The sequence below is a fragment of the Umezawaea endophytica genome, from assembly GCF_025061645.1.
In the GTDB taxonomy this organism is placed as follows: domain Bacteria; phylum Actinomycetota; class Actinomycetes; order Mycobacteriales; family Pseudonocardiaceae; genus Umezawaea; species Umezawaea endophytica.
The window spans coordinates 40232-60726 of sequence record NZ_JANYMP010000021.1; the positions used below are offsets into that span (position 1 = coordinate 40232).

At 71.8% G+C, this 20495-nt stretch carries 19 protein-coding genes; 13 read left to right on the forward strand and 6 right to left on the reverse strand.

Annotated elements, in window-relative coordinates; all coding sequences use genetic code 11:
• Nucleotides 1-8 precede the first annotated feature (8 nt).
• Nucleotides 9-530: a DUF6630 family protein gene (locus NZH93_RS34245; RefSeq protein ID WP_259627425.1), complete on the reverse strand. Its 522-nt coding sequence runs from the start codon at nt 528-530 to the stop codon at nt 9-11.
• Nucleotides 531-614: 84 nt separating this feature from the next.
• On the opposite strand from NZH93_RS34245, the gene NZH93_RS34250 reads away from it, so the two are divergent.
• Nucleotides 615-1673, forward strand: coding sequence for a hypothetical protein (locus NZH93_RS34250; protein ID WP_259627426.1), 1059 nt, complete (start codon nt 615-617; stop codon nt 1671-1673).
• 1 nt (nt 1674) lies between these two features.
• Here the strand turns inward: NZH93_RS34250 and NZH93_RS34255 are convergent, their stop codons facing one another.
• The 4 genes from NZH93_RS34255 to NZH93_RS34270 form a co-directional block, all read right to left on the reverse strand.
• Complete coding sequence (locus NZH93_RS34255; protein WP_259627427.1) at nt 1675-2067, reverse strand: GNAT family N-acetyltransferase; 393 nt, start codon at nt 2065-2067, stop codon at nt 1675-1677.
• Between the two features lie 52 nt (nt 2068-2119).
• Nucleotides 2120-3031, reverse strand: coding sequence for a zinc-binding dehydrogenase (locus NZH93_RS34260; RefSeq protein ID WP_259627428.1), 912 nt, complete (start codon nt 3029-3031; stop codon nt 2120-2122).
• Between the two features lie 107 nt (nt 3032-3138).
• Complete coding sequence (locus NZH93_RS34265) at nt 3139-4059, reverse strand: AraC family transcriptional regulator (RefSeq protein WP_259627429.1); 921 nt, start codon at nt 4057-4059, stop codon at nt 3139-3141.
• A 43-nt stretch (nt 4060-4102) separates the two neighbouring features.
• Nucleotides 4103-6769 (reverse strand): helix-turn-helix transcriptional regulator, encoded by a 2667-nt coding sequence (locus NZH93_RS34270; RefSeq protein WP_259627430.1) that lies wholly within the window; start codon nt 6767-6769, stop codon nt 4103-4105.
• Between the two features lie 164 nt (nt 6770-6933).
• Between NZH93_RS34270 and NZH93_RS34275 the strand changes: the two genes are divergently transcribed.
• The 9 genes from NZH93_RS34275 (at nt 6934) to NZH93_RS50925 (ending at nt 15941) form a co-directional block, all read left to right on the forward strand.
• Nucleotides 6934-7728 (forward strand): ABC transporter ATP-binding protein, encoded by a 795-nt coding sequence (locus NZH93_RS34275; RefSeq protein ID WP_259627431.1) that lies wholly within the window; start codon nt 6934-6936, stop codon nt 7726-7728.
• Entirely contained in the window at nt 7721-8428 is a 708-nt protein-coding gene (locus NZH93_RS34280; protein WP_259627432.1) for an ABC transporter ATP-binding protein, read from the forward strand. The genes NZH93_RS34275 and NZH93_RS34280 overlap by 8 nt, the downstream gene beginning before the upstream one ends.
• A 15-nt stretch (nt 8429-8443) precedes the next feature.
• Nucleotides 8444-9295, forward strand: a complete 852-nt coding sequence (locus tag NZH93_RS34285; RefSeq protein WP_259627433.1) for a branched-chain amino acid ABC transporter permease — start codon at nt 8444-8446, stop codon at nt 9293-9295.
• Nucleotides 9295-10320 (forward strand): branched-chain amino acid ABC transporter permease, encoded by a 1026-nt coding sequence (locus tag NZH93_RS34290; protein WP_259627434.1) that lies wholly within the window; start codon nt 9295-9297, stop codon nt 10318-10320. Before NZH93_RS34285 ends, NZH93_RS34290 begins: the two co-directional genes overlap by 1 nt.
• The gene (locus NZH93_RS34295) at nt 10317-11636 is read left to right on the forward strand and encodes an ABC transporter substrate-binding protein (protein ID WP_259627435.1); all 1320 of its coding nucleotides are present in this window, start codon (nt 10317-10319) and stop codon (nt 11634-11636) included. The genes NZH93_RS34290 and NZH93_RS34295 overlap by 4 nt, the downstream gene beginning before the upstream one ends.
• A 118-nt stretch (nt 11637-11754) precedes the next feature.
• A complete protein-coding gene (gene bdeA, locus NZH93_RS34300; protein WP_443742680.1) occupies nt 11755-12627 on the forward strand; it encodes a bis(hydroxyethyl) terephthalate hydrolase in 873 nt (290 codons plus the stop codon).
• Between the two features lie 139 nt (nt 12628-12766).
• Complete coding sequence (locus NZH93_RS34305) at nt 12767-13564, forward strand: SGNH/GDSL hydrolase family protein (RefSeq protein WP_259627437.1); 798 nt, start codon at nt 12767-12769, stop codon at nt 13562-13564.
• 93 nt (nt 13565-13657) lie between these two features.
• A complete protein-coding gene (locus NZH93_RS34310) occupies nt 13658-14791 on the forward strand; it encodes a PucR family transcriptional regulator (protein WP_259627438.1) in 1134 nt (377 codons plus the stop codon).
• A 10-nt stretch (nt 14792-14801) separates the two neighbouring features.
• On the forward strand, nt 14802-15941 hold the full coding sequence (locus NZH93_RS50925; protein WP_259627439.1) for a PucR family transcriptional regulator: 1140 nt from the start codon (nt 14802-14804) through the stop codon (nt 15939-15941).
• A gap of 67 nt (nt 15942-16008) precedes the next feature.
• Here the strand turns inward: NZH93_RS50925 and NZH93_RS34320 are convergent, their stop codons facing one another.
• Nucleotides 16009-16392 carry a hypothetical protein gene (locus NZH93_RS34320; RefSeq protein ID WP_259627440.1) on the reverse strand — a complete coding sequence of 128 codons (384 nt, stop codon included), beginning with the start codon at nt 16390-16392 and terminating at the stop codon, nt 16009-16011.
• Nucleotides 16393-16623: 231 nt separating this feature from the next.
• Here NZH93_RS34320 and NZH93_RS34325 point away from each other — a divergent pair, with 231 nt between their 5' ends.
• The 3 genes from NZH93_RS34325 to NZH93_RS34335 all read left to right on the forward strand — a co-directional run bounded on the left by NZH93_RS34325 (nt 16624) and on the right by NZH93_RS34335 (nt 20491).
• A complete protein-coding gene (locus NZH93_RS34325) occupies nt 16624-18648 on the forward strand; it encodes a cellulose binding domain-containing protein (protein ID WP_259627441.1) in 2025 nt (674 codons plus the stop codon).
• 85 nt (nt 18649-18733) lie between these two features.
• Nucleotides 18734-19570 carry a DUF4082 domain-containing protein gene (locus tag NZH93_RS34330; RefSeq protein ID WP_259627442.1) on the forward strand — a complete coding sequence of 279 codons (837 nt, stop codon included), beginning with the start codon at nt 18734-18736 and terminating at the stop codon, nt 19568-19570.
• A gap of 78 nt (nt 19571-19648) precedes the next feature.
• A complete protein-coding gene (locus NZH93_RS34335; protein ID WP_259627443.1) occupies nt 19649-20491 on the forward strand; it encodes an ATP-grasp domain-containing protein in 843 nt (280 codons plus the stop codon).
• The last annotated feature ends 4 nt before the right edge of the window (nt 20492-20495 follow it).

Genomic DNA, 20495 nt, shown 5'->3' on the forward strand with positions numbered 1-20495 from the left:
GTCGAGGATCACCCGTCCAGGGCGCCGAAGACGCCCGCCGTGAACCCCGCCGCGGTGGCCAGGTCGACCAGGTCGGCGCGGCGGCTGTTCGGCACCAGCACAAGCGGGTAGCAGTCCGACTCGATGTCCAGGACGGCCAGGGTCGTGCCGCCCTCACCGAGTCCGGTGCCCGCCAGGTCGAGGAACTCGTGCGTCGCGACGTGGACGTCGGCCTCGTCCAGCCAGACCCAGGCCCCCGCGTTGGTCGGGTTCGACCGCAGCGCCCTGAGCTGGGCGATGACCTCCTCCGCCTCCTCCTTCCAGTCGACCTCGGCGAGCAGGTCGTGGTCGGCGAGGGCGTCCACGAGGGCGATCCACGCCAGGGTGGGGATCGGTTCGTCGATGCCGCGCTCGTCGAGCCGGTCGGCGTGCGCCAGCAGGTAGGCGTCGGGGTCGTCGTGCGCGCTCGTCACCCGCTCCGCGACGTCCGGTTCGCCGGGCGCGAGCAGGGCGGCGAGAGCGGCCAGCGCGTCTCGAACGGTCTGCGGCATGCGGGTCCTCCTGGTGTGCGGGCGGGGCGAAGACCTTGACCGCGCCCGCCGGAACGGGAGCGCGGGCGGCCACGTCGTACCGGCATGAGCCAAACACGGCGGGTCCGGTTGTCCACGGCCGCACCACTGGTCTGGGGCGTGGCCGGGGTCGCGGCGGTGCTGGCGGTGTGGCACGGGTTCGGGATCCTCGTCACGCCGGAGCGGACGTTCTTCTGGTTCATGACGTTCGCCGACCTGGTGGTGGCGGCCATCGCGTTCTGGTTGGGGCGGCAGTGGCCGCGGTACGCGGACATCGAGTCGGGCGGGATCGTGCTGCTGCGGCAGCGGATCCGGTTCGAGGCGATCACCGAGATCCGGCTGGGTGACGTGTCGGCGAAGCCGTTCTGGTTGGCGTTCTGGCTGCCGACCTCGCTCGTGGTCGGGCTGATCGTCGCGTTCACCAGCGCCTCGTCGTACAACCGGGAGGTCGTCGAGTTCGCCACCGAGAACGGCCGTGCGCGGCTGCGGTGGCGGCGTGCCTCCGGGCACGACGAACTGGTGCAGGCCGTGCGGGCCGCGCGGCCGGACCTGGAGCCGCGGTACGGCCTGGACGGGAACAGCCCGGCGCGGGACTTCTCGCCCCGCATGTCCGTCGGCGGCGGGCTGCTCTGCGCGGGCCTGCTGCTGTGGGGGTTCTTCGCGGGCTGGTCCGGCCTCCAACTGCTCGACCGGTCGACGGTGGACGAGCCCGTCCCGGTGGCGGCGACCTCGTCCGCGCTGCGCTCGGCGACCTCGCACCTGACCGGGTACGAGCCGCTGCCCGGAGTGCGGGCCGAGTACTACTCCTGGCCCTGCGCCCGGAACAACGACCTGCTGCTCGGGCCTTCGCCGGACGTCGTCGACCTGCACCTCAAGGTCGTCGGCAGGGACGTGCCGCCCGCCACCGCGGACGCCATCGAGGCGCGCATCAGGCAGGACATCGGGATGGACCCCGACCAGTACCTCTTCACGCTCGACCGCCGGACGTCCGACGTCGCGGTCGACATCCCCCTGGTGTCCGGCCTGCACGTCGAGGTCTTCACCGGCTGCGTGGCCTCGGCCGACCTGCCCGGTCTCCAGCGGCAGCTCGACGAGTTCGCGGCCGCCATCGGGGCGGGCCGCTAGCTCACAGGGCGATGAGCCCCGCCCTCGTCGGGGTGAACCCGCAGGTGTCGAGGTAGAACGGCGTGAGGTGGTCGTCGAAGTCGACGTGGAGCCACTCGCACCCGGCGGCGCGGGCGTGTTCGACGGCCGTGGCGACGAGTGCGGCCCCAACGCCTTGCCGTCGCACGGAAGCGGTGACCAGCGTGTCGAGGATGAACGCGTGGATCGCGCCGTCCCAGGCCACGTTGACGAACCCGACCAGCTCGCTCCCCCGGTTCGCACACACCCATCCGAGGCTGTGCCGGTTGACCTGCGCCCACCAGTCGTCGTCGAGGACCCGGTGGTCGAAACCCTCCGCGTGCAACGCGTTGACGGCGGTGTTGTCGAACCGGCCGCGCCATTCGTAGCTGATCATCGCCGCACCGTAGGGAACGGGTCGGCGCGGCGTCCAGCGGGTTCAGCCGCCGTCAGGACACGTCGAGGACGACCTTGCCGTGGACCTCGCGGGCGAACAGGGCTCGGACGGCGTCGTCGACGTCCCGCCACGCGCCGCGCAACCCGACCTGCGCCGACAACCTCCCGGCGGCGACCAGTCCCAGCAGGTCCGCCAGTTCTCCCGAGACCGGGGAGGTCACGTCCCCGAAGGTGTTGATCGTCTTCGGGGCGCCGAACGCGAACAGCGATCCCGCCTCGAACGTGGTGCTCTCCCCCGAGGCCGAGCCCACGAGGTGGATCGCCCCGCCCTCGGCCAGCAGGGCCCACATCCGGGCGAGGTGCGCCCCGCCGATCGTGTCGAGCACGAGGTCGAACCGGTCGTCCACTGTGGACAGATCCGTCACCACCTCACCGGCGCCGAGTTCGCGCAACCCCGCCGCCCGGTCGGGACCACCGACGGCGGCCGTCACGTGGGCACCGGCGATCGAGGCCAACTGGACCGCGAAGTGCCCCACTCCCCCGCTGGCACCGGTGATCAGCACCCGGCGGGCCAGCAGCGACCGGGTCCGCAGGACGCGCAGGGCGGTGATCCCCGCGACGCCGAGCGCGGCGGCGTCGTCCAGCGCGACGGCGTCGGGGACCACGGCGAGCCAGGCGGGGCTGACCGCGACCCGCTCGGCCCACGCGTACGGCGCCATCCCCAGCACGACCCGCGCCCCCTCGGCCGGTCCGGAGCCGTCGGCCGCGGCCCGGACCACGACACCGGCCGCGTCGTGCCCGTGGATCACCCCCGCGGGCCACTGGTCGGCGTACTTGAGCTCGCCGAGGTTCAGGCCGATGTGCCGGACGTCCACCAGCACCTCGTCCGCGGCGGGACGGGGTTCTTCGACATCGGCGAACCGGACCGGACCGTCATCGCCGTGTTCGACGACCAGTGCGCGCATGGTGATCTCCTCGTCAGCGGGGTGGCACGTGACGACGAGCTTTCGGCACGGCACCGCGGCCGACCAGGTCCGGGACGATCAGTTGTGTGGCCGTCTGCCTCGCGGGGCTATCGCGCGCGGACGGTGCGGCGGTACTCGCCGGGGGCGAGCCCGCGGGCCCGGCGGAACGCCCGGCTGAACGCCTGCGGCGTCGCGTACCCCACCGCGCCCGCCATCACGTCGATGGGCTCGTCGGTGTCGCGGAGCCGGAGCGCGGCGAGGTCCATCCGCCACCGGGTCAGGTACGCGCCGGGTGTCTGCCCCAGCGCGGCCGGGAAGCGGCGCGACAGCGTCGCCCGCGACACGCGGATCGCCTCGGCCAGGGTCGCGGTCGTCCACGGCCGCTCGGGTTCCTCGTGGATGCGCGACAGGGCGTCGCGCACGACCGGGTCGAGCACCGCGCCCAGCCACGAGCCCGACCGCTCGGCGGGATGGCTGTCCAGCCACGCGCGCACGAACCGCACCAGCAGCAGGTCGATGACGCTGTTGACGGTCGCGGTGCTCCCGATCCGGGGATGGGCCAACTCCTCGGTCAGCAACCGGATCACCCCGTCCAGCGACGAGTTCTCCCGCGCGGGCAGGTGCATCGGCACGGTGAGCGCCGCGAGCACCAGCGTGCTCACCTCGGGGTCCTGTTCGTAGTGCAGGGTCAGCAACCGGGTGTCCACCTCCGGCGTCCCCAGGCGCAGGACGTCGCCCCTCGTCTGGGCCTCGATCGCGGCTTCCCGGTCGCAAGGCCCCATCCGGACGCCCGGCAGGCTCGACAGCCCGTGCTCCGTGCCAGGGGGCAGCAGCACGACGTCCCCCGCGTCCAGCCTCCGCGGCGGCTCACCGGGGACGTCGAGCCACACCGTCCCCTCGGACACGGCGTGCAACGCGGCTCCGGGGAACGTGCTCAGCCACACCCCCCACGCGCCGCCCGCTTCGAGCCGCACCCCGAGCGAGCCCCGCGCACCCGAGACCCGCAGGGCGTCGGCCAGGAGATCCATCCCCGCATCGTCCCACGACGTCGGAACCGGGGCGCCGCGCCCGCTAGCCGAGCAGGCGGGTCAGTTCCACGCGGGAGCGGACTTCCAGGCGGGCGAAGATGTTGCGGAGGTGGTGTTCGACGGTGCGGTGGCTGATGAACAACTGGGCGGCGATCTCGCGGTTGGTCGCGCCCTCGGCGACGAGCTTGGCGATCTGGGACTGCTGCGGGGTCAGCGCGGTGCTCGGGGCGGTGCGGGTGGGGACGATGGTGTCGCCGGAGGCGCGGAGTTCGGCGCGGACGCGGTTGACGAAGTGCTCGGAGTCGTACTGCTGGAAGATCTTCAGCGCGTCGCGCAGGTGTTCCCTCGCGGCTTTCGGCTGCCTGCCGCGGCGGAGGCGGTGGCCGTAGAACAGTTCGGTCTTGGCCAGTTCCATGGGGGTGCCGCCCGCGCGGTGCAGGCGGATGGCTTCGCGGAAGTGCTCGTCGGCCACGGGGTCGGAGCCCGCCAGCAGTGCGCGGGAGCGGTGGGACAGCGCGAGCCTGGCCGGGCAGCCGGTGCTGACCGCCCAGCCCTCGTACTGGCGCAGCACGTTGGTGGCCTTGGCCTGCTGGCCGCACGCCACGGCGGCCTCGACGAAGTGGGGCGCGGTCATGACCTTGATGCCGGGGTGGACGCGGCCGGTGCCGACGGCGAGCAGCCGCAGCCGGTTGAGCGCGTCGACGGGCCGGTCGTCGACCAGGTCCACGCACGCCAGCGCCCACGAGCTGAACGTGCTCGGCCTGCCGAGGCCGCGTCGGGCCACGTCCGCGGCGGCCAGGTGCAGGCGGTGCACGGCGGTGGCCTTGTTGCCCTGCAACGCCGCCATGAGCGCGAGGATCGTCAGGTGGTCGACCACGGTGTTGGGCTGCCCCATCGAGGTCGCCTCGCGGACGCCCTCCAGCGAGCTGTCCAGCGCGATGGAGTGCTGGTCCAGCAGGAGCGCCGCCAGCGAGCGGTAGACCAGCGCCCACGGCACGAGCGCGACCATGCCGCTGTCCCGCGCCGAGGCCACGGCCTGGGTGGCCAGTTCCAGCGACCGGGTGGCGTGGCCGAGCACGTAGGCGGCCTGGCTGCCCCAGATCTTGGACCGCGGGTCGGACAGCCCGGCCGCGAGCCGCATGGCCCGGTCCAGCGCGGGCATCGCGACCTGGTGGCGGCCCGCGAACGTGGCGGCCATGCCTTCGAGGTGGTCGAGCATCAACTGGGTCACGGGCGGCTCGTCCGGGCGGCGCAGGCTCGTGGCACGGGCGACGGTCCTGGCGTGGTCGGCCTGGTCACCCGCGATGCTGCCCGCCTCGGCGGCGAACACCAGCGCGGTGATAGCGAGCGTGCGGTTGGACTCCAGCAGGCCGTCGGACGCCTTCAGCAGGCTGCGGACGGCCGTGCCGGGCACGCCGTCGCCGAGTTCGACGCCGCCGCGGACGTAGTCCGCCATGCCGCGCAGTTCGCGGCTGCGGGTGTGCGCGCGGGCTTCGCGGAGCATCGCCCGCGCCTGGCGCGGCCTGCCGACCGACCAGTGGTCGGCCGCGGCGGAGATCAGGTGGGCGGCCTTCGCCTCAGGTAACCGGGTGAGCGCGGCGGCGCGCTGGTAGGCCTGGGAGGACGCGGCGTAGTCGCCCGCGCGCCTGGCCCGCTCGGCCGCCGCGCCGAGTTCGGCCGCGTGGCCGTCGTCCACGCGGCGCGTCATCGCGGCCTGGTGCCACAGCCAGCGCGACCGGTGCTGGTCCGGGTCCAGGACGCCCGCGAGCAGTTCGTGGGCCCCGCGGTGCTCGCTGATCGGCACCTCGGTGGCCAGCACGGTCCGGGTCAGGGTGGTCGACACGCCGACGTGCTCGCCGCGCACCACGAGCAGGCCGCTGTCGCGGGCCTCCTCCAAAGCGTCCAGTTCCAGTTCGGCGCGCACGACGGTGTCCAGCTCCAGGTCCTCGTCGGCCACGGCGAGCAGCACGAGCCGTCGCGCGTCCGGCGACAGGGCCTGGAAGCGGGACCGGAGTCGGGCCCGCAGCACGCTGTCCGGCGCCAGTTCACCCGTGCGCGCGAGTTCGGTCAGCGCGAGCGGGTTGCCGCCCGCCAGGTCCAGCACGCCCTCGGCGAAGTCCTCCGACACCCCCAGCGGGTTGTGGTCGGCGAGCAGGGCCATCGCGGCGGGGTCGTCGAGCGGTCGCAGGGGCAGGACGGGCAGGCCGGTGAGGGGGTTGTCGCCGCGGTGGGGTTCCAGCGCGAACAGCACGGCGACGCGGTGGTCGGCGACGCGGCGGGCCACGAACGCCAGCGCCTCCAGCGACGGGCGGTCGAGCAGGCCGGCGTCGTCGACGAGCACGAGCAGCGGGCGCTGGGTGGCCACGTCGCACAGCAGCCGGTGGACCTCGGCGTTGAGGGGGAAGCTCCGCCGCGCGACGCCGGGGGCGAGCCCAATCGTGATCTTCAGCGCTTCGGGGAGCCGATCGCTCAACGGGTGCAGCAGGCGGTGCAGACCGGCCGGTTCGAGGTCGGTTTCGTCGGGCACGCCGTGCGCGGTCAGCACGCGGAAGTCCGCCGTGCGCGCCAACTCCAGCAGCGCGGTCTTGCCGGAACCGGGCCCACCCGTCACGACCAGCGCGGATCCGCGGCCCGCGCGCGTGGTGTCGAGCAGGTCCCGGACGGCCGCGCGCTCCTGTTGCCGACCGCGCAAAACGACCTCGGAAGCCATACCGGACAGTGTCGCGCGGGTGTGACGAAATGGGGAAGGCCTACGGCCGAATTTACCTACCAACGTTAGTTTTGAGACTCCACGACTGGTGATTCCACCGATGCCGCGCACGAGTGATCAGCACAGACTGCTGCGAATCATCACCGTTCGTGGAAACGAGACCAATGTCGATCACTTCCCACGAGAAGTTGCTGCACGTAGGCGGTGTCACGGTCCGGTTCGGCGGGCTGGTGGCGCTGAGCGAGGTCTCACTGACCATCCGACCGCGAACCGTGGTCGGCGTCATCGGGCCCAACGGGGCGGGCAAGACGACGCTGTTCAACGTCGTGTGCGGCTTCATCCGACCGGAGACCGGCGACCTGAGCTGGAAGGGGCGGCCGCTGCGCAAGCACCGGCCCGACCAGCTCGCCGGTCTCGGGATCGCCCGCACACTACAGGGACTTGGGCTGTTCGGCGGACTCACCGTGCTGGAGAACGTGATGACCGGGGCGGGCAGGCTGGCGCGCACGGGCTCGCTGGCGTCGCTGCTGGGCACCGGCAAGTCGGCGCGGGACGAGCGCGAGCTGCGCGACCGGTCCATGGCCGTGCTGACCGAACTCGACGTCGCCCACGTGGCCCAGTTGCACCCGGGAGCGCTCCCCTACGGCGTGCGCAAGCGGGTCGCGCTGGCCCGCGCGCTGGTGTCCGAGCCGGAGCTGCTGCTGCTCGACGAACCCGCGAGCGGGCTGTCGACCGGCGAGATGGACGAGCTGGCCGACCGGATCCGGGCGTTGACCGAGAAGACCGCCGTCGTGCTGGTGGAGCACCACATGGACCTGGTGATGCGCGTGTGCGACGAGGTCGTGGTGCTCGACTTCGGCGAGGTCATCGCGTCGGGCAGCCCCGACGAGGTGCGCGTCGACCCCGCCGTCGCCGACGCGTACCTCGGCACCGCACCCGAGGAGCTGCCGAGTGCTTGAGATCGAGGGCCTGAGCGCCCACTACGGGCCGGTGCGGGCGCTGTCGGAGGTGAACCTGAAGGTCGAGGAGGGCAGCATCACCGCCATCCTCGGCGCCAACGGCGCGGGCAAGACGACGCTGCTGCGGGTGATCAGCGGACTGGTGCGGGCGAGCGGAGGGCGGGTCACCGCCTTCGGCGAGGACATCACCGCGATGCCCACTGACAGGATCGCCCGCTCCGGGGTGGCGCACGTGCCCGAGGGCGGCGGCGTGATCCCCGAGCTGACCGTGGAGGAGAACCTCCGGCTGGGCGCGCTGTGGCGGCCGGACCGCGCGGACCGGGCCAGGGCGCTGGACGAGGTGCTGGAGCTGTTCCCGCCGCTGGCACCCCGGCGGAGCAAGGCCGCGGGCACGTTGTCCGGCGGCGAGCGGCAGATGCTGGCCATCGGCCGCGGCCTGATGGGCAGACCGCGGATGCTGCTGCTGGACGAGCCGTCGCTCGGCCTGGCGCCGCTGGTCGCCGCGAAGATCATGGCGGTGCTGCGCGACCTGCGCGCCGACACCGGGCTGACCGTGCTGCTGGTCGAGCAGAACGCGCGCAGCGCACTGTCCATCTCGGACTACGGATTCGTGCTGGGGCTCGGCGAGGTGGTGGCCTCCGACGACGCGGCCACGCTGCTCGCCGACGACCAGCTCCGCCACGCCTACCTCGGCTTCTGATCGGAAGGGGGGCCGATGACAACGTTCTTCAACCTGACCTTGGCAGGCCTGTCCAGCGGGGCGGTCTTCGCCGCGCTGGGGCTGTCACTGGTGATCATCTACCGCGCGACCCGCGTGGTGAACTTCGCCCAGCCCGCGCTCGCGCTGATCTCCAGCTACGTCGCGTACTCCGTCACCAAGGGCACCGGCAGCTACTGGCTCGGCTTCGCCGCCGCGATCGTCGTGGGCACGGTGCTGGGGATCGCGGTGGAGCGGCTGCTCGTCCGGCCGCTGCGCAACGCCCCCGAGCTGAGCCCGATCATCGCGACGATGGGTCTGCTGCTGGTGCTCCAGGCGGTGGCCGGGATGATCTGGTCCAACGAGCCGCACGCGTTCTCCTACGCGTTCGACTTCCGCGGCCGGTTCTCCGCCGCCGACCTGTTCGCCGTGCTGGCCGTGCTGGTCACGGCGACGGGTGTGCTGCTGCTGTTCAAGTTCACGTCGCTGGGCCTGCGGATGCGGGCTGCGGCGTTCAACCCCGAGGTGGCGCGGCTGCTGGGGGTTCGGGTCGGGGTGATGCTGACGCTCGGCTGGGGTCTGGCCGCGGCCGTCGGGTCGTTGGCGGGGCTGCTGGCCGTGCCGCCGTTCATCTCCCCGACCGTGCTGGACGAGGTGTTCGTGTTCGCGCTCACCGCGGCGGTGCTCGGCGGGTTGGACAACCCGCTCGGCACGATCGTCGGTGGGCTGGCGCTCGGGATCGGGTTGTCGTACGTGGCGGGGCTGCTGGGTCCGGAGCTGGTGCCGTTGGCGGCGCTGGCGATCCTGGTCTCGGTGCTCGCGGTGCGGCCGGCGGGCCTGTTCGGTCGAGCTACGGCAAGGCGGGTCTGATGCTGAACAAACTTCCCCCGGTCGTCGTGCACCTGCTGGCGGCGCTGGGTTGCCTGGTGCTGCTGGTGCTGCTCACGTTCGCCGCAGACCCGTTCACGAACCTGCGGATCGCGACCGTCGGCTACTACCTGATCGCGGTGGCCGGGCTGGCGCTGCTGACCGGGTTCAACGGGCAGGTGTCGTTGGGGCACGGCGCTTTCATGTTCATCGGCGCGTACACGGTCGCGCTGCTGGTGAAGCGGGTGCCCGCGTTCCCGATCTGGGCCGACCTGCTGCTGGCCACGGTCGCGGGCGGTGTCGCCGGACTGCTGGCGGGCGCCGCGGCGGCCCGGTTGCGCGGGCCCTACCTGGCGGGCGCGACGCTGGCGCTGGCCGTGGGCCTGCCCGCCGTGACCCAGCGGTTCCCGGAACTGCTCGCGGGCAGCAACGGGTTGAGCTTCACGGTCAACAGCCAGCCCGCCGGGCTGGTCGGCACGATCCCGTCGACCCAGTGGCAGGCCTGGATCGTGTGGCTGGCGGTGCTGCTGGCGCTGGTCGTGCTGGCGAACCTGGCGCGCGGCAAGCTCGGCCGGACGCTGCGGGCGGTGCGCGACGACGAGGTCGCCGCGTCACTGGCCGGTGTCCACGTGGGACGGACGAAGATCCTGGCGTTCCTGGTGAGTTCGGCGTGCGGCGGGCTCGCAGGCGGCTTGCAGGCGTTCCTGCTCGGCACGGCCGCGCCCGGCTCGTTCACCGTGGCGCTGTCGCTGAGCCTGTTGGCGGCGCTGGTGCTCGGCGGGCTGGGCAGCCTGTGGGGCGCGCTGTGGGGCGCCATCGCGCTCGTCTACTTCCAGGTGTGGACCGACGACATCGCCGAGGTGCTGAGCCTGCGCAGCGACATCTCCGACAACCTCCCGCTCGCCCTGTACGGCGTGGTGCTCATCGTGGTCGTCCTCGCCTTCCCGGCGGGGATCCAAGGCGGGCTGCGCAAGTTGTGGGTCCGGGTACGACGCCCGGTCCCTTCTCAACGAGGAGAAGCATCATGAGAAGCAGTCGATCCGTCACCGCGGTCGCGCTGGCCTCCGCGCTGGTGCTCGCCGCGTGCGGCGGCGCGGGCGAGACGCCTGCCAACAACGGCGGCGCCAAGAGCGGTGAACCCGCGCCCGGCGTCACCGACACCGAGGTCGTCATCGGCTCGCACCACCCGCTGACGGGTCCGGCCGCGCCGGGCTACAGCAAGATCTCCGTGGGTGCCAGGGCCGTCTACGACTACATCAACGACGGCGGCGGGGTCAACGGCCGCAAGATCACCTACAAGGTCGAGGACGACGGCTACAACCCGACCAAGACGGTCGAGGTCGTGAAGAAGCTGGTGCTGGAGGACAAGGTCTTCGCGATCGTCGGCGGGCTGGGCACGCCGACGCACTCGAAGGTACTGGACTACCTCACCACCGAGGGTGTGCCGGACGTGCTGGTGTCCTCGGGCGCGCTGATGTGGAACGCGCCGGAGAAGCACCCGAACACCTTCGGCTACCAGCTCGACTACACCCGCGAGGGCAAGATCCAGGGCAAGTTCATCAAGGAGAAGCTGGCGGGCAAGAAGGTCGGGCTGCTGGTGCAGAACGACGACATCGGCACGGACACGCAGAAGGGGCTCGACCAGTTCATCAAGGACCAGATCGTGGAGCGCAAGACCTACGACCCGGCCAACACCGACGTGACGCCGCAGATCTCGGCGTTGCAGGCGGCGGGCGCGGAGGTCGTGGTGTGCGAGTGCATCCCGGCGTTCACGGCGCTGACGATCCTGACCTCGTTGAAGATCGGCTACAAGCCGCAGCTCATGGTGAGCAGCATCGGCGCCGACCCGGCGACGTTGACCGGGCTCGTGGAGCAGTTCGCGAAGCAGGGCGGCACGCAGGTGTCCGGCGGGGCGCTGCTGACCGGCATCATGGGCACCCGGTACCTGCCGAGCGTGCGCGGCGCCAGCGACCCGTGGACCGAGTTCTTCAAGGGGATCCACGACAAGTACATCCCGCAGGAGCCGTTCACCGACACGATGGTCTACGGGATGGTGCAGGCGTACACGTTCAGCCAGGCGCTCAAGGCCGCGGGCAAGGACCTGACCCGGCAGAAGCTCCTCGACGCCATGTCCTCCGGTGAGCTGAAGGGCCCCGGTCTCACGCCGTTCGCCTACAGCAAGGACGACCACGCCGGGTACACCGGCGCGCTGGTGTTCCAGATCGCCGCCGACGGCAGCGTGAACACGCTGGAGGAGGCCATGACCACGGACACGGAATCCGGTGAGGTGAAGGCCGTCGACGACAAGAGGCCCACCCCGCAGGAGGTCAAACTGGTGGGCTAGTGGTTCCACCGATGCGGGGCCCTCGATCGGGGCAGCAGGATGACACGTGTCGGTAACCGTTGTGGCACAACGAGTTACCGGCACTGTCCCTCCTCAACGATTCGGGGTGTACAACGACGTGCAGCTTCGCAGCGTTTTCACGACGGTGACCCTGACAGCGGCGCTACTCGGCGCCGCCGTCACGGCCTCCCCTGCCAGTGCCGCGGAAAACCCCTACGAGCGCGGCCCCGCACCGACCAACTCGAGCATCGAGGCGTCCCGCGGCTCGTTCGCGACCTCCTCGACGTCGGTGTCGTCCCTGTCCGTCACCGGTTTCGGCGGTGGCACCATCTACTACCCGACCAGCACGGCCTCCGGCACGTTCGGCGCGGTCGCCATCTCCCCCGGCTACACCGGCACCCAGTCCTCGATCTCCTGGCTGGGCCCACGGCTCGCCTCGCAGGGCTTCGTGGTGTTCACCATCGACACCAACACCACGCTGGACCAACCGGACAGCCGGGCCTCGCAGTTGTTGGCGGCGCTGGACTACCTGACCCAGCGCAGCACGGTCCGCACCCGGATCGACTCCACGCGACTCGGCGTGATGGGGCATTCGATGGGTGGTGGCGGCACCCTGCGCGCCGCCGCCCAGCGCCCCGCCCTGCAAGCGGCGATCCCGCTGACCGGCTGGCACACCGACAAGACGTGGGGTGACGTCCGCGTGCCGACCCTGGTGATCGGCGCCGACGGCGACACGATCGCCCCGGTGGCCTCGCACTCGTCGCCGTTCTACAACAGCCTTCCGTCCACTTTGGACAAGGCTTATCTGGAGCTGCGCGGCGCTTCGCACTTCACGCCGAACTCGTCGAACACGACGATCGCGAAGTACAGCATCTCGTGGCTCAAGCGCTTCATCGACAACGACACCCGGTACGAGCAGTTCCTCTGCCCGGCACCGTCGACGAGCTTGACGATCGCGGAGTACCGGGACACCTGCCCGCACTCCTCCTGATCGTCACGCCGAGACCGGGGTCCCGCCGCAAGCGCAGGCGGCGGGGCGCCGGTCTTCGGCGTGCCGCGGGTGCGGAACGCGCCACCCGTCTGGAAGTCTCGGTCACCGCACCACCTCCGCTCCAGGAAGAGGCCGAGCAGTGACACGCACCTACCTGCGCTACGTGGCGCTCGGGGACAGCCAGACCGAGGGCATGAACGACGGCGACGACACCGGCGGCTACCGGGGCTGGGCGGACCGCCTGGCCGAACAGCTCGCCGCCGCGGACCCGCGGGTGCGCTACGCCAACCTCGCGGTGCGGGGCCGGACCGCCCACCAAGTGCGTGCCGAGCAACTCCCCGTGGCGCTGGACCTGCGACCCGACCTGGCCACGGTGATGATCGGGATGAACGACCTGCTCCGGCCCCGGTTCCACGCCACCTCCGTGGCACGTCACCACGAGCACATCTTCGAGGCCCTCACCGGCCAGGGCGCCCACGTCGTCACCTTCCGGTTTCCCGACCCCGGCCTCCTGGTACCCGCCGCGCGCTGGCTCACCAGGCGGACGCACGAGCTCAACGCCCGCGTCCGGGAAGCGGCCGACCGGCACGGCGCCACCGTCGTGGACCTCTTCGCGCACCCGGTCTGCACGGACCCCCGGCTGTGGAGCGCGGACCGGTTGCACCTCAACGCGCTCGGCCACTCCGTGCTCGCCGCCGCCGTCGCCCACGCGCTCGACCTGCCCGGCAGCGACGTCGCGTGGTCGAATCCCCTGGACCCGCTGGAGCGACCCACGTCCTGGCGGCGTGCGGGAACCGAACTGCGGTGGGCGACGGGTTTCGTCGGACCGTGGCTCGTCCGGCGCGCCTTCGGCCGTTCCTCCAGCGACGGGCGCACCGCGAAACGCCCCGTGCTCACCCCCGTGGGTCCACGACCGGAACGCGACCACGTCTCCTGAGCACGGGGTCGAAGGCGGCCCCATGGCGGTACTCCTCGTCGTGCTCGCCCAGCACCATGTCCTTCTGGGCGACCGCTGGCCAAGGGGGACTGCATGGGCAACCTCTTCACCCTGTGGAGAGATCGCATCGACACCAACAGCAGGCGTGCCGTCGACGTCTACACGCGGGAACTCCCCGATTTCCGGAAGATCGCGGACGATTCCAGGGCCCGTGCCGCGATCGTGGACTTCGCCGTGTTCCTGCGGGAGCGGACGGTCGCGCTGGCGACCGAGAACAAGGCCTTCACCGAGGACGACCTGGCTTTCCTCGCGTCGGCCGGACGTGCTCGGGCCGAAGGCGGGCTCTCGCTGGCCTCCCAGCGCCACGTCCTGCTCCTGCACACCTCGCTCACCTTGAAGGAGGTGCACGAGGCGGCCGATCCGCACGACCTCGACGACGTCATGCACACGCTCGCCTGGCTGCCTCCACAGGGACTGGCCGCGCAAACCGCCTACACCCGCGGGTTCCTCACCGGGCAGGAAGCGGTGGTGCCGGTCGTCGACCGCGTCCGGATGCTCGCGGACACGCTGCTCACCGACGACCCGGTCGCCGCGGAGATGGCCAGGAGCCTGGCCATGGACGTGCCGGACCGCTGGGTCGTGGTGGTCGTGCGGATCCCCCCTGGACACCCGACCAGCACGGACGTCCTCGACCACCTGCTGGCACGCCACTGGACACCGGTCCGCTGGGAGGAACCCGGCGAGTTCGTCGCGCTGGTACCGGACAGCGGGTCCCAGGACCTCGCCGTCGTCCAGGACTTCGCCGACGGCGTGGGACTCCCGTGCGCGGTCGGTGCCGCGCGAGGCCGGACCGGCGGGCTCGCCGCGACGTTCGCGCGAGCACGGCAGGTCAGCCGGGCCGCACCCGTCCGGCGCGGGCCGAACACCGTGCACCACCTGACCGACCTGTTCGCCGAGGTCGGCGCCGCGCGCATCCCACCGGTCGACCGGTGGCTCCGCGAGGTGGCGGACCGGCTCGCCGCCGGTCCGGACCTGGTGGCGACGCTCGACGCCTTCTACCGCAACGACATGGCCAGGACGAGGACGGCAGCGGCGTTGGGCGTCCACCCCCGGACGCTGGAGTACCGGCTGCGGCGCGTCCAGGACCTCACCGGACTGGACCCGGCCTCGGTACGGGGTGTCCGGGTCCTGAGCACCACCGTGACCCGCGTCCTCGCGGCCGGCTGAAGGAGGGGCTGTGAGCGATCTCCTCGGCCTGCTGGGACGACGGGTGCCCGCCAACGCCCGACGGGTCGTCGAGATCTGCGCCGACGACCTGCCGGAGTACGCCGCCGCCGCGAGCGACCCCCGCGAGTACGCGGACATGCTCGACTTCGCGGTGTTCATCCGGCGGCGCACCATCGACCTCGTCGCGGGCGACGAGCCCTTGACCGATGACGACCTCGCGGTGGTCGCGGCCACCGGGGAACGACGTGGTGAGACTGGTCTGTCCCGAACGGCCCTGCGCCGCCTGCTCGCGCTGCACGCGAGCGCCACCCTCAACGAGATCCAGGAGGCGTCCGGTCCCCACGACCTCCCCGTGACCATGCGCGTGCTCGGCTGGCTTGGACCGCAGGGAGCGGCTGCCCAGCAGGCGTACACCCTCGGGTTCCTCAAGGGGCAGAAGCGTTTCCTGCCGGTCGTCGCCAGGGTGCGGCAGTTCGCCGAGATGGTGCTCGCGGGCGAGGCCGCCGCCCTCGCCGGCGGTCGGGACCTGGGCATCCACGTGCCCGACTCGTACCAGGTGGTCGTCGCACGAGTCCCGGACGTGGACGCCGAGACGTCGGCCGAGGTCGTCCACGCCGTCTGGCACCGGTACGGCGTCCCGGCCACCTGGTGCGCGCCAGACGAGTTCGTGGCGCTGGTCCCGGTCGAGCCGCAGACCGACGCCGCCGGGCTGATCAGGGACCTCGCCGAGATCACCGGTCGGCCGTTCGCCACGGGCACGGCCACCGGTCCGGCCGCGGCGCTCTCCGAGGCCTTCGCGCTGGCGCGGCGGGTCAGCCGGGTGACCCGCGTCGAGACCGCGCCGGGGTACCTGCACACCGCGGCCGACGTGTTCCTCGAACTCGGCGCCGCGGACCTGCCGGAGATCGACCGGTGGCTGCACCACCTGGCGCGGCGCCTGACCGGCGGCCCCGACCTGGTGGGCACCCTGGACGCGTACTACCGCCACGACCTGAACCGGGTACGGGCGGCCACGGCGCTGCGCATCCATCCCCGGACCCTGGACTACCGGCTCCGAAGGGTCCACGAGCTGGCCGGGATCGACCCGGCGGGCACCCACGGGATCCGGGTGCTGAGCACAGTCGTGTCGCGGGTCCTGGCAGGCCGCTGAGACCGCCAGTAACGCAGGGCGAGGCCCTTCACCGGGTCGGGAACCGGTGAAGGGCCTCCTCGACTCGTCAGACCTTCGCGAGCCGGTACTCGTAGGGGGAGGACCCCGGTGAGGCCGAGCAGTTGCTGCCCTGGCGCGAAGCGGTGTACGTGTAGCCGGACGGGATCCCGCACGCCCACACGCCGGTCAGGTTGACGTTCACGGCGTCGAGCAGGAAGTACTCGTAGCGGAACGCGCAGTTGGTGTTGACCCGCACGGACGACCAGGTGTAGCCGGCCGGGACCGTGCAAGCCCAGGTGCGGTGGCTGGCGATCCCCACCTCCTGGACCGCGGCGGGCGAGGAGGTCGTCTGCTGAGCGGCGGCGGTCGAACCGCCGATCACGATCGAGGCCGCGATGGCGGCGGTCACGCCGAGCGACGCGCCGAGGCGTCCGAGCACTGATCCGGTCACGTTTCTCCTTGTCGGGATGGCGTTCACGCGGGCAGGGTCGAAGCCTCCCAGCGCAGCGGCGCGGCGTCTTCGTCGAAGCGCGAGAACCCGGCCCGGAACCGGAGCCCGTTTTCACGCGGAACCGAAACCGGTCCGGCACGAGGACCACGTGAGGTCACCCCCTTGCGCGCCCTAGAGGTCTAGACCACACTTCCGGTCACCTGGCCGCCGCCACGACCGGATCGAGGGATGATGGGCAGATTCTCCTTGTTGGCCCTGGGGACGGCCGCGGTCGTCGCGGCCGGGTTGTTGGTGTCCGCCGGGTCGGCTGTCGCGGCTGGGCCGTCCGCGGCGTTTCGCAAGGTGTCGGACTGGGGTACCGGGTTTTCCGGGGAGTACACGGTCTTGAACTCCGGGTCCACGACGTTGAGCGGGTGGAAGGTGGAGTTCGACCTGCCAGCGGGTTCGGCGATCGGGAGTTTCTGGGACGCGGCCATGACGCAGGTGGGCGGGCACTTCACGTTCACCGACAAGGGGTGGAACGGGACGCTCGCGCCTGGGCAGTCGGCGTCGTTCGGGTTCAACGGGGCGCCCGGTGGGGCGACCGCGGTGCCGTCCGGTTGCAAGCTGAACGGGAAGGCGTGTGACGGCACCACGCCGGAGGACGCGGTCGCGCCGTCCGTGCCGCAGAACGTGCGGTCCACGGCGAAGACGGCGAACACGGTGTCGTTGGCGTGGAACGCCTCCACGGACAACGTCGGGGTGACGGGCTACGAGGTCTACCGGGGTGGGCTGCCCGCGGCGACGGTGACGGGCACGACCGCGACCGTGGAAGGGCTGGCGCCGGACACGTCGTTCACGTTCACCGTGCGCGCCAAGGACGCCGCGGGGAACCTGTCGGCTGCCAGCGCGGCGGTGGTGGTGAAGACCGACGCGGGTGGTCAGCCGCCTGCCGGGTGGCACCCGTCGTACCTGTCGGTCGGCACCGTCTACGAGCCGTTCGACGGCACGGACCGGTTCTTCACCAAGGTGAAGCCGCGTTTCCCGGCGGGGAAGAACGTCGACTACGGGTACCTGTACCTCAACGGCGGCCAGCAGATCGGCGAGTGGAAGTCGCGTGCCGAGCGGCTCGCGGGCAAGAGCAAGGCGAACGGGCTCACGCCGGTGTTCGTGGTGTACGCCATGGGCGGCAACAGCGATCAGCCGAGCGTGATGTGGTCCAACCTCCAGAGCCCCTCGTACGTGAACCAGGTGTTCGGCGGGTTGAAGGAGATCGCGCAGACCGCGACGAACATCATGGGGTCGGGCAAGGTCGGGTACGTGATCGAGCCGGACACGCTCGGGTACCTGCTCCAGCAGTACGCGGCCGGCTACGGCGGCGATCCCGACCGGATGCCCGCGGCGACCAGCGGGGCCTACGACTCCGGCGCGCTGGTGCGCGGCGTGGACCCGGACTTCCCGAACACGCTGACCGGGTTCGTGAAGGCGATGAACCACTCGCTGAAGAAGCACACGCCGAACAGCTTCCTGGGCTGGCAGCTCAACCTGTGGGCCGCGTCCGGCGCGCCGGGCAACGGGATCGTGCACTCCACCGAGGCGTTCGGGTTCGAGGCGGGCAAGCAGCGGATCGTCGACAACGCCCGCGCGAACGCCGGCTTCGCGTTGAAGGCGGGTGTCGGGTACGCGGCGGAGTTCGTGTCGATCGACAAGTACGGGCTCGACGCGATGTGCGCGGAGCCGAGCCTGGCGGCGGATCCGGCGCGGGCCACGTGGTTCTGGAACAACGACCTGTGGAACAACTACCTGCTGTTCGCGAAGACGTTGAAGCAGACGTTGTCGTTGCCGGTGGTGCTGTGGCAGGTCCCGGTCGGCCACATCAACGGCACCACCCGCCCCAGTCCGGCGGAGTACAACGCGTCCGGCACGTTCCCGGCCCTGCCGAACGAGTCGCAGCGGTGCGAGGACTCCGCGTCGACGTTCTTCTTCGGCGACACGTTCACGGCGACCGGTGGGCGGTTGGAGTACTTCACCCGCAACGAGTGGCGCGATCCGAAGCTGACGGTCAGCGGCAGCACGGTGACGTGGGGCTCGCACTTCCAGGAGGCGGCGGACGCGGGTGTCGTGTCGATCCTGATGGGCGCGGGTGTCGGCACCGCGACCCGCGGGGTGCCGCAGCCCGCCAACACCCCCGCCGTGCCGGTGGACGCGCCGACCGACGGGTACTACTGGATCACCCGCGTGCAGGAGTACTACGCGAACCCGGTGCCGGTGGGCTGACCGGCACGACCGCGTAGCGAGTGGCCTCCGAGTCGCGATCTACCCAGGGGCGGGACGGCCGCCCCGTCGACGCCGAGGAGGGCGCATGTCCTGGTTACCCAGGCTGGTCGCGGTGGTCGCCGCGCTGGGGTTGGTCCTGTCCGGAACCGCGTACGCGGCGGACAACCCGATGTCGGTGGTCTCCACACCCACGACCGGGGCGGGTGTGGAGGTCGGTGTCCCGCTGCTGATCACCGGTATCGCCCACAACGGTGAGGCGGGAGGGATCGTGTCCGTCGAGCTGAGCGTGGACGGCGGGGACACGTGGTTCGAGGTGGGCACGACCGAGAGCTGGCGCTACACCTACACGCCACCGGAAGCCGGTGACGTGACGATCGTGAGCCGGGCGTCCACCGCGTCCACGACCGGGGCGTGGACCAGTCCGATCACGGTGCACGTCGGCGGTGCGGCGACTCCGCTACCGGTCCTCTGCTCGTGCTACTTCCAACTACCGGACGGGGTGGTGGTCAACGACCAGGACGCGGAGGCGGTCGAGCTGGGGATGCGGACGAGGTTCGACCGGAACGGCTCGGTGACCGGGATCGCCTTCCGCCGCGGCACCTACCCCGGCCCGGTGACCGCACGGGTGTGGTCGGGCGCGGGTGACCTGCTGGCCGAGAAGGTCGCCACCGGCACGCGGATCCTGTTCGACGCACCGGTTCCCGTGACCGCCGGGGCGGACTACGTCGTGTCGTACTACACGCCCGCGGGCGGTTACGCGTCGACGGAGGACTTCTTCACCGGCACGGTCGTCTCGACGCCGTTCTCCGCGCCTCACAACGGGGTGAGCGGTGCGGGTGTCTACCACTACGGGGACGGCGGCGGGTTCCCGACGGACACCTGGCACGACAGCAACTACTGGGTCGCGCCGTACTTCCAGTAGTGGTCCGGGCGGTCCCGGACACGACGTCCGGGACCGCTCCCCCACGCGTCGGCGGCTGGCACCGCCTAGCCTCGGGGCATGCTGCTGCTCGTTCCCGCCGATCCCCTGCGCCCGAGACGTCCCGACGAGCACTTCGCGGCGGAGGCGCGGGCCGCGCGCGAGGCCGGGGTGGTGGTCGCGGTGGTCGACCACGACGTGCTGGCCCGCGGTGGTGACGTGGACCGGGCCGTCGCCGGGGTGCCCGCGGACGAGGACGCGGTGTACCGGGGGTGGATGCTGCGCGCCGAGCACTACGCCGGGTTCGTCGGGGCGTTGGCGCGGCGGGGTGCCGTGGCGCGCACCAGCGCCGAGCAGTACCGGCGGGCGCACGAGCTGCCGGGCTGGTGGGCGGACCTGGCCGAGGTGACGCCGGAGGCGGTGTGGACCTCGGGGCCGGACCGGGCGGGGTTCGACGTGGCCCGGCGCGAGCTGGGCGCCGGGCCCGCCGTGCTGCGCGACTACACCAAGTCCGTGAAGCACCACTGGCACGAGGCCGCGTTCATCCCGGAACTGGCGGACGGCGACGCGGCGTGGGCGGTGGCCCGGCGGTTCCTGGAGCTGCGCGACGACGAGTTCACCGGTGGGTTCGTGCTGCGGCGGTTCGAGGAGTTCACGGCGGCCGAGGTCCGGACGTGGTGGGTCGGCGGGGAGTGCGTGCTCGTCGGCGCGCACCCGGACACGCCGCACGACGTGGTCGGGACGCCGTCGGTGGAGGCGGTGGCACCGGTGGTCGCGAAGTCCGGGTTGCCGTTCGTGACGGTCGACCTCGTCCTGCGCGCCGACGGCGTGTGGCGGGTCGTCGAGCTGGGTGACGGCCAGGTGAGCGACCGGCCGGTCACGCTGGCGCCGGAGGCGTTGGTGGCGGCGCTGTTCGCGCGGTGACGGG

Bases quoted from the DNA above. Each gene is read 5' to 3' on its own strand.
- NZH93_RS34290 (WP_259627434.1), top strand. From the start codon at position 9,295: ATGCTGAACAAACTTCCCCCGGTCGTCGTGCACCTGCTGGCGGCGCTG.
- NZH93_RS34270 (WP_259627430.1), bottom strand. From the start codon at position 6,769: ATGGCTTCCGAGGTCGTTTTGCGCGGTCGGCAACAGGAGCGCGCGGCC.
- NZH93_RS34325 (WP_259627441.1), top strand. From the start codon at position 16,624: ATGGGCAGATTCTCCTTGTTGGCCCTGGGGACGGCCGCGGTCGTCGCG.
- NZH93_RS34285 (WP_259627433.1), top strand. From the start codon at position 8,444: ATGACAACGTTCTTCAACCTGACCTTGGCAGGCCTGTCCAGCGGGGCG.
- NZH93_RS34245 (WP_259627425.1), bottom strand. From the start codon at position 530: ATGCCGCAGACCGTTCGAGACGCGCTGGCCGCTCTCGCCGCCCTGCTC.
- NZH93_RS34250 (WP_259627426.1), top strand. From the start codon at position 615: ATGAGCCAAACACGGCGGGTCCGGTTGTCCACGGCCGCACCACTGGTC.
- NZH93_RS34260 (WP_259627428.1), bottom strand. From the start codon at position 3,031: ATGCGCGCACTGGTCGTCGAACACGGCGATGACGGTCCGGTCCGGTTC.
- NZH93_RS34295 (WP_259627435.1), top strand. From the start codon at position 10,317: ATGAGAAGCAGTCGATCCGTCACCGCGGTCGCGCTGGCCTCCGCGCTG.
- NZH93_RS34275 (WP_259627431.1), top strand. From the start codon at position 6,934: ATGTCGATCACTTCCCACGAGAAGTTGCTGCACGTAGGCGGTGTCACG.
- NZH93_RS34335 (WP_259627443.1), top strand. From the start codon at position 19,649: ATGCTGCTGCTCGTTCCCGCCGATCCCCTGCGCCCGAGACGTCCCGAC.
- NZH93_RS34310 (WP_259627438.1), top strand. From the start codon at position 13,658: ATGGGCAACCTCTTCACCCTGTGGAGAGATCGCATCGACACCAACAGC.
- NZH93_RS34330 (WP_259627442.1), top strand. From the start codon at position 18,734: ATGTCCTGGTTACCCAGGCTGGTCGCGGTGGTCGCCGCGCTGGGGTTG.
- NZH93_RS34255 (WP_259627427.1), bottom strand. From the start codon at position 2,067: ATGATCAGCTACGAATGGCGCGGCCGGTTCGACAACACCGCCGTCAAC.
- NZH93_RS34265 (WP_259627429.1), bottom strand. From the start codon at position 4,059: ATGGATCTCCTGGCCGACGCCCTGCGGGTCTCGGGTGCGCGGGGCTCG.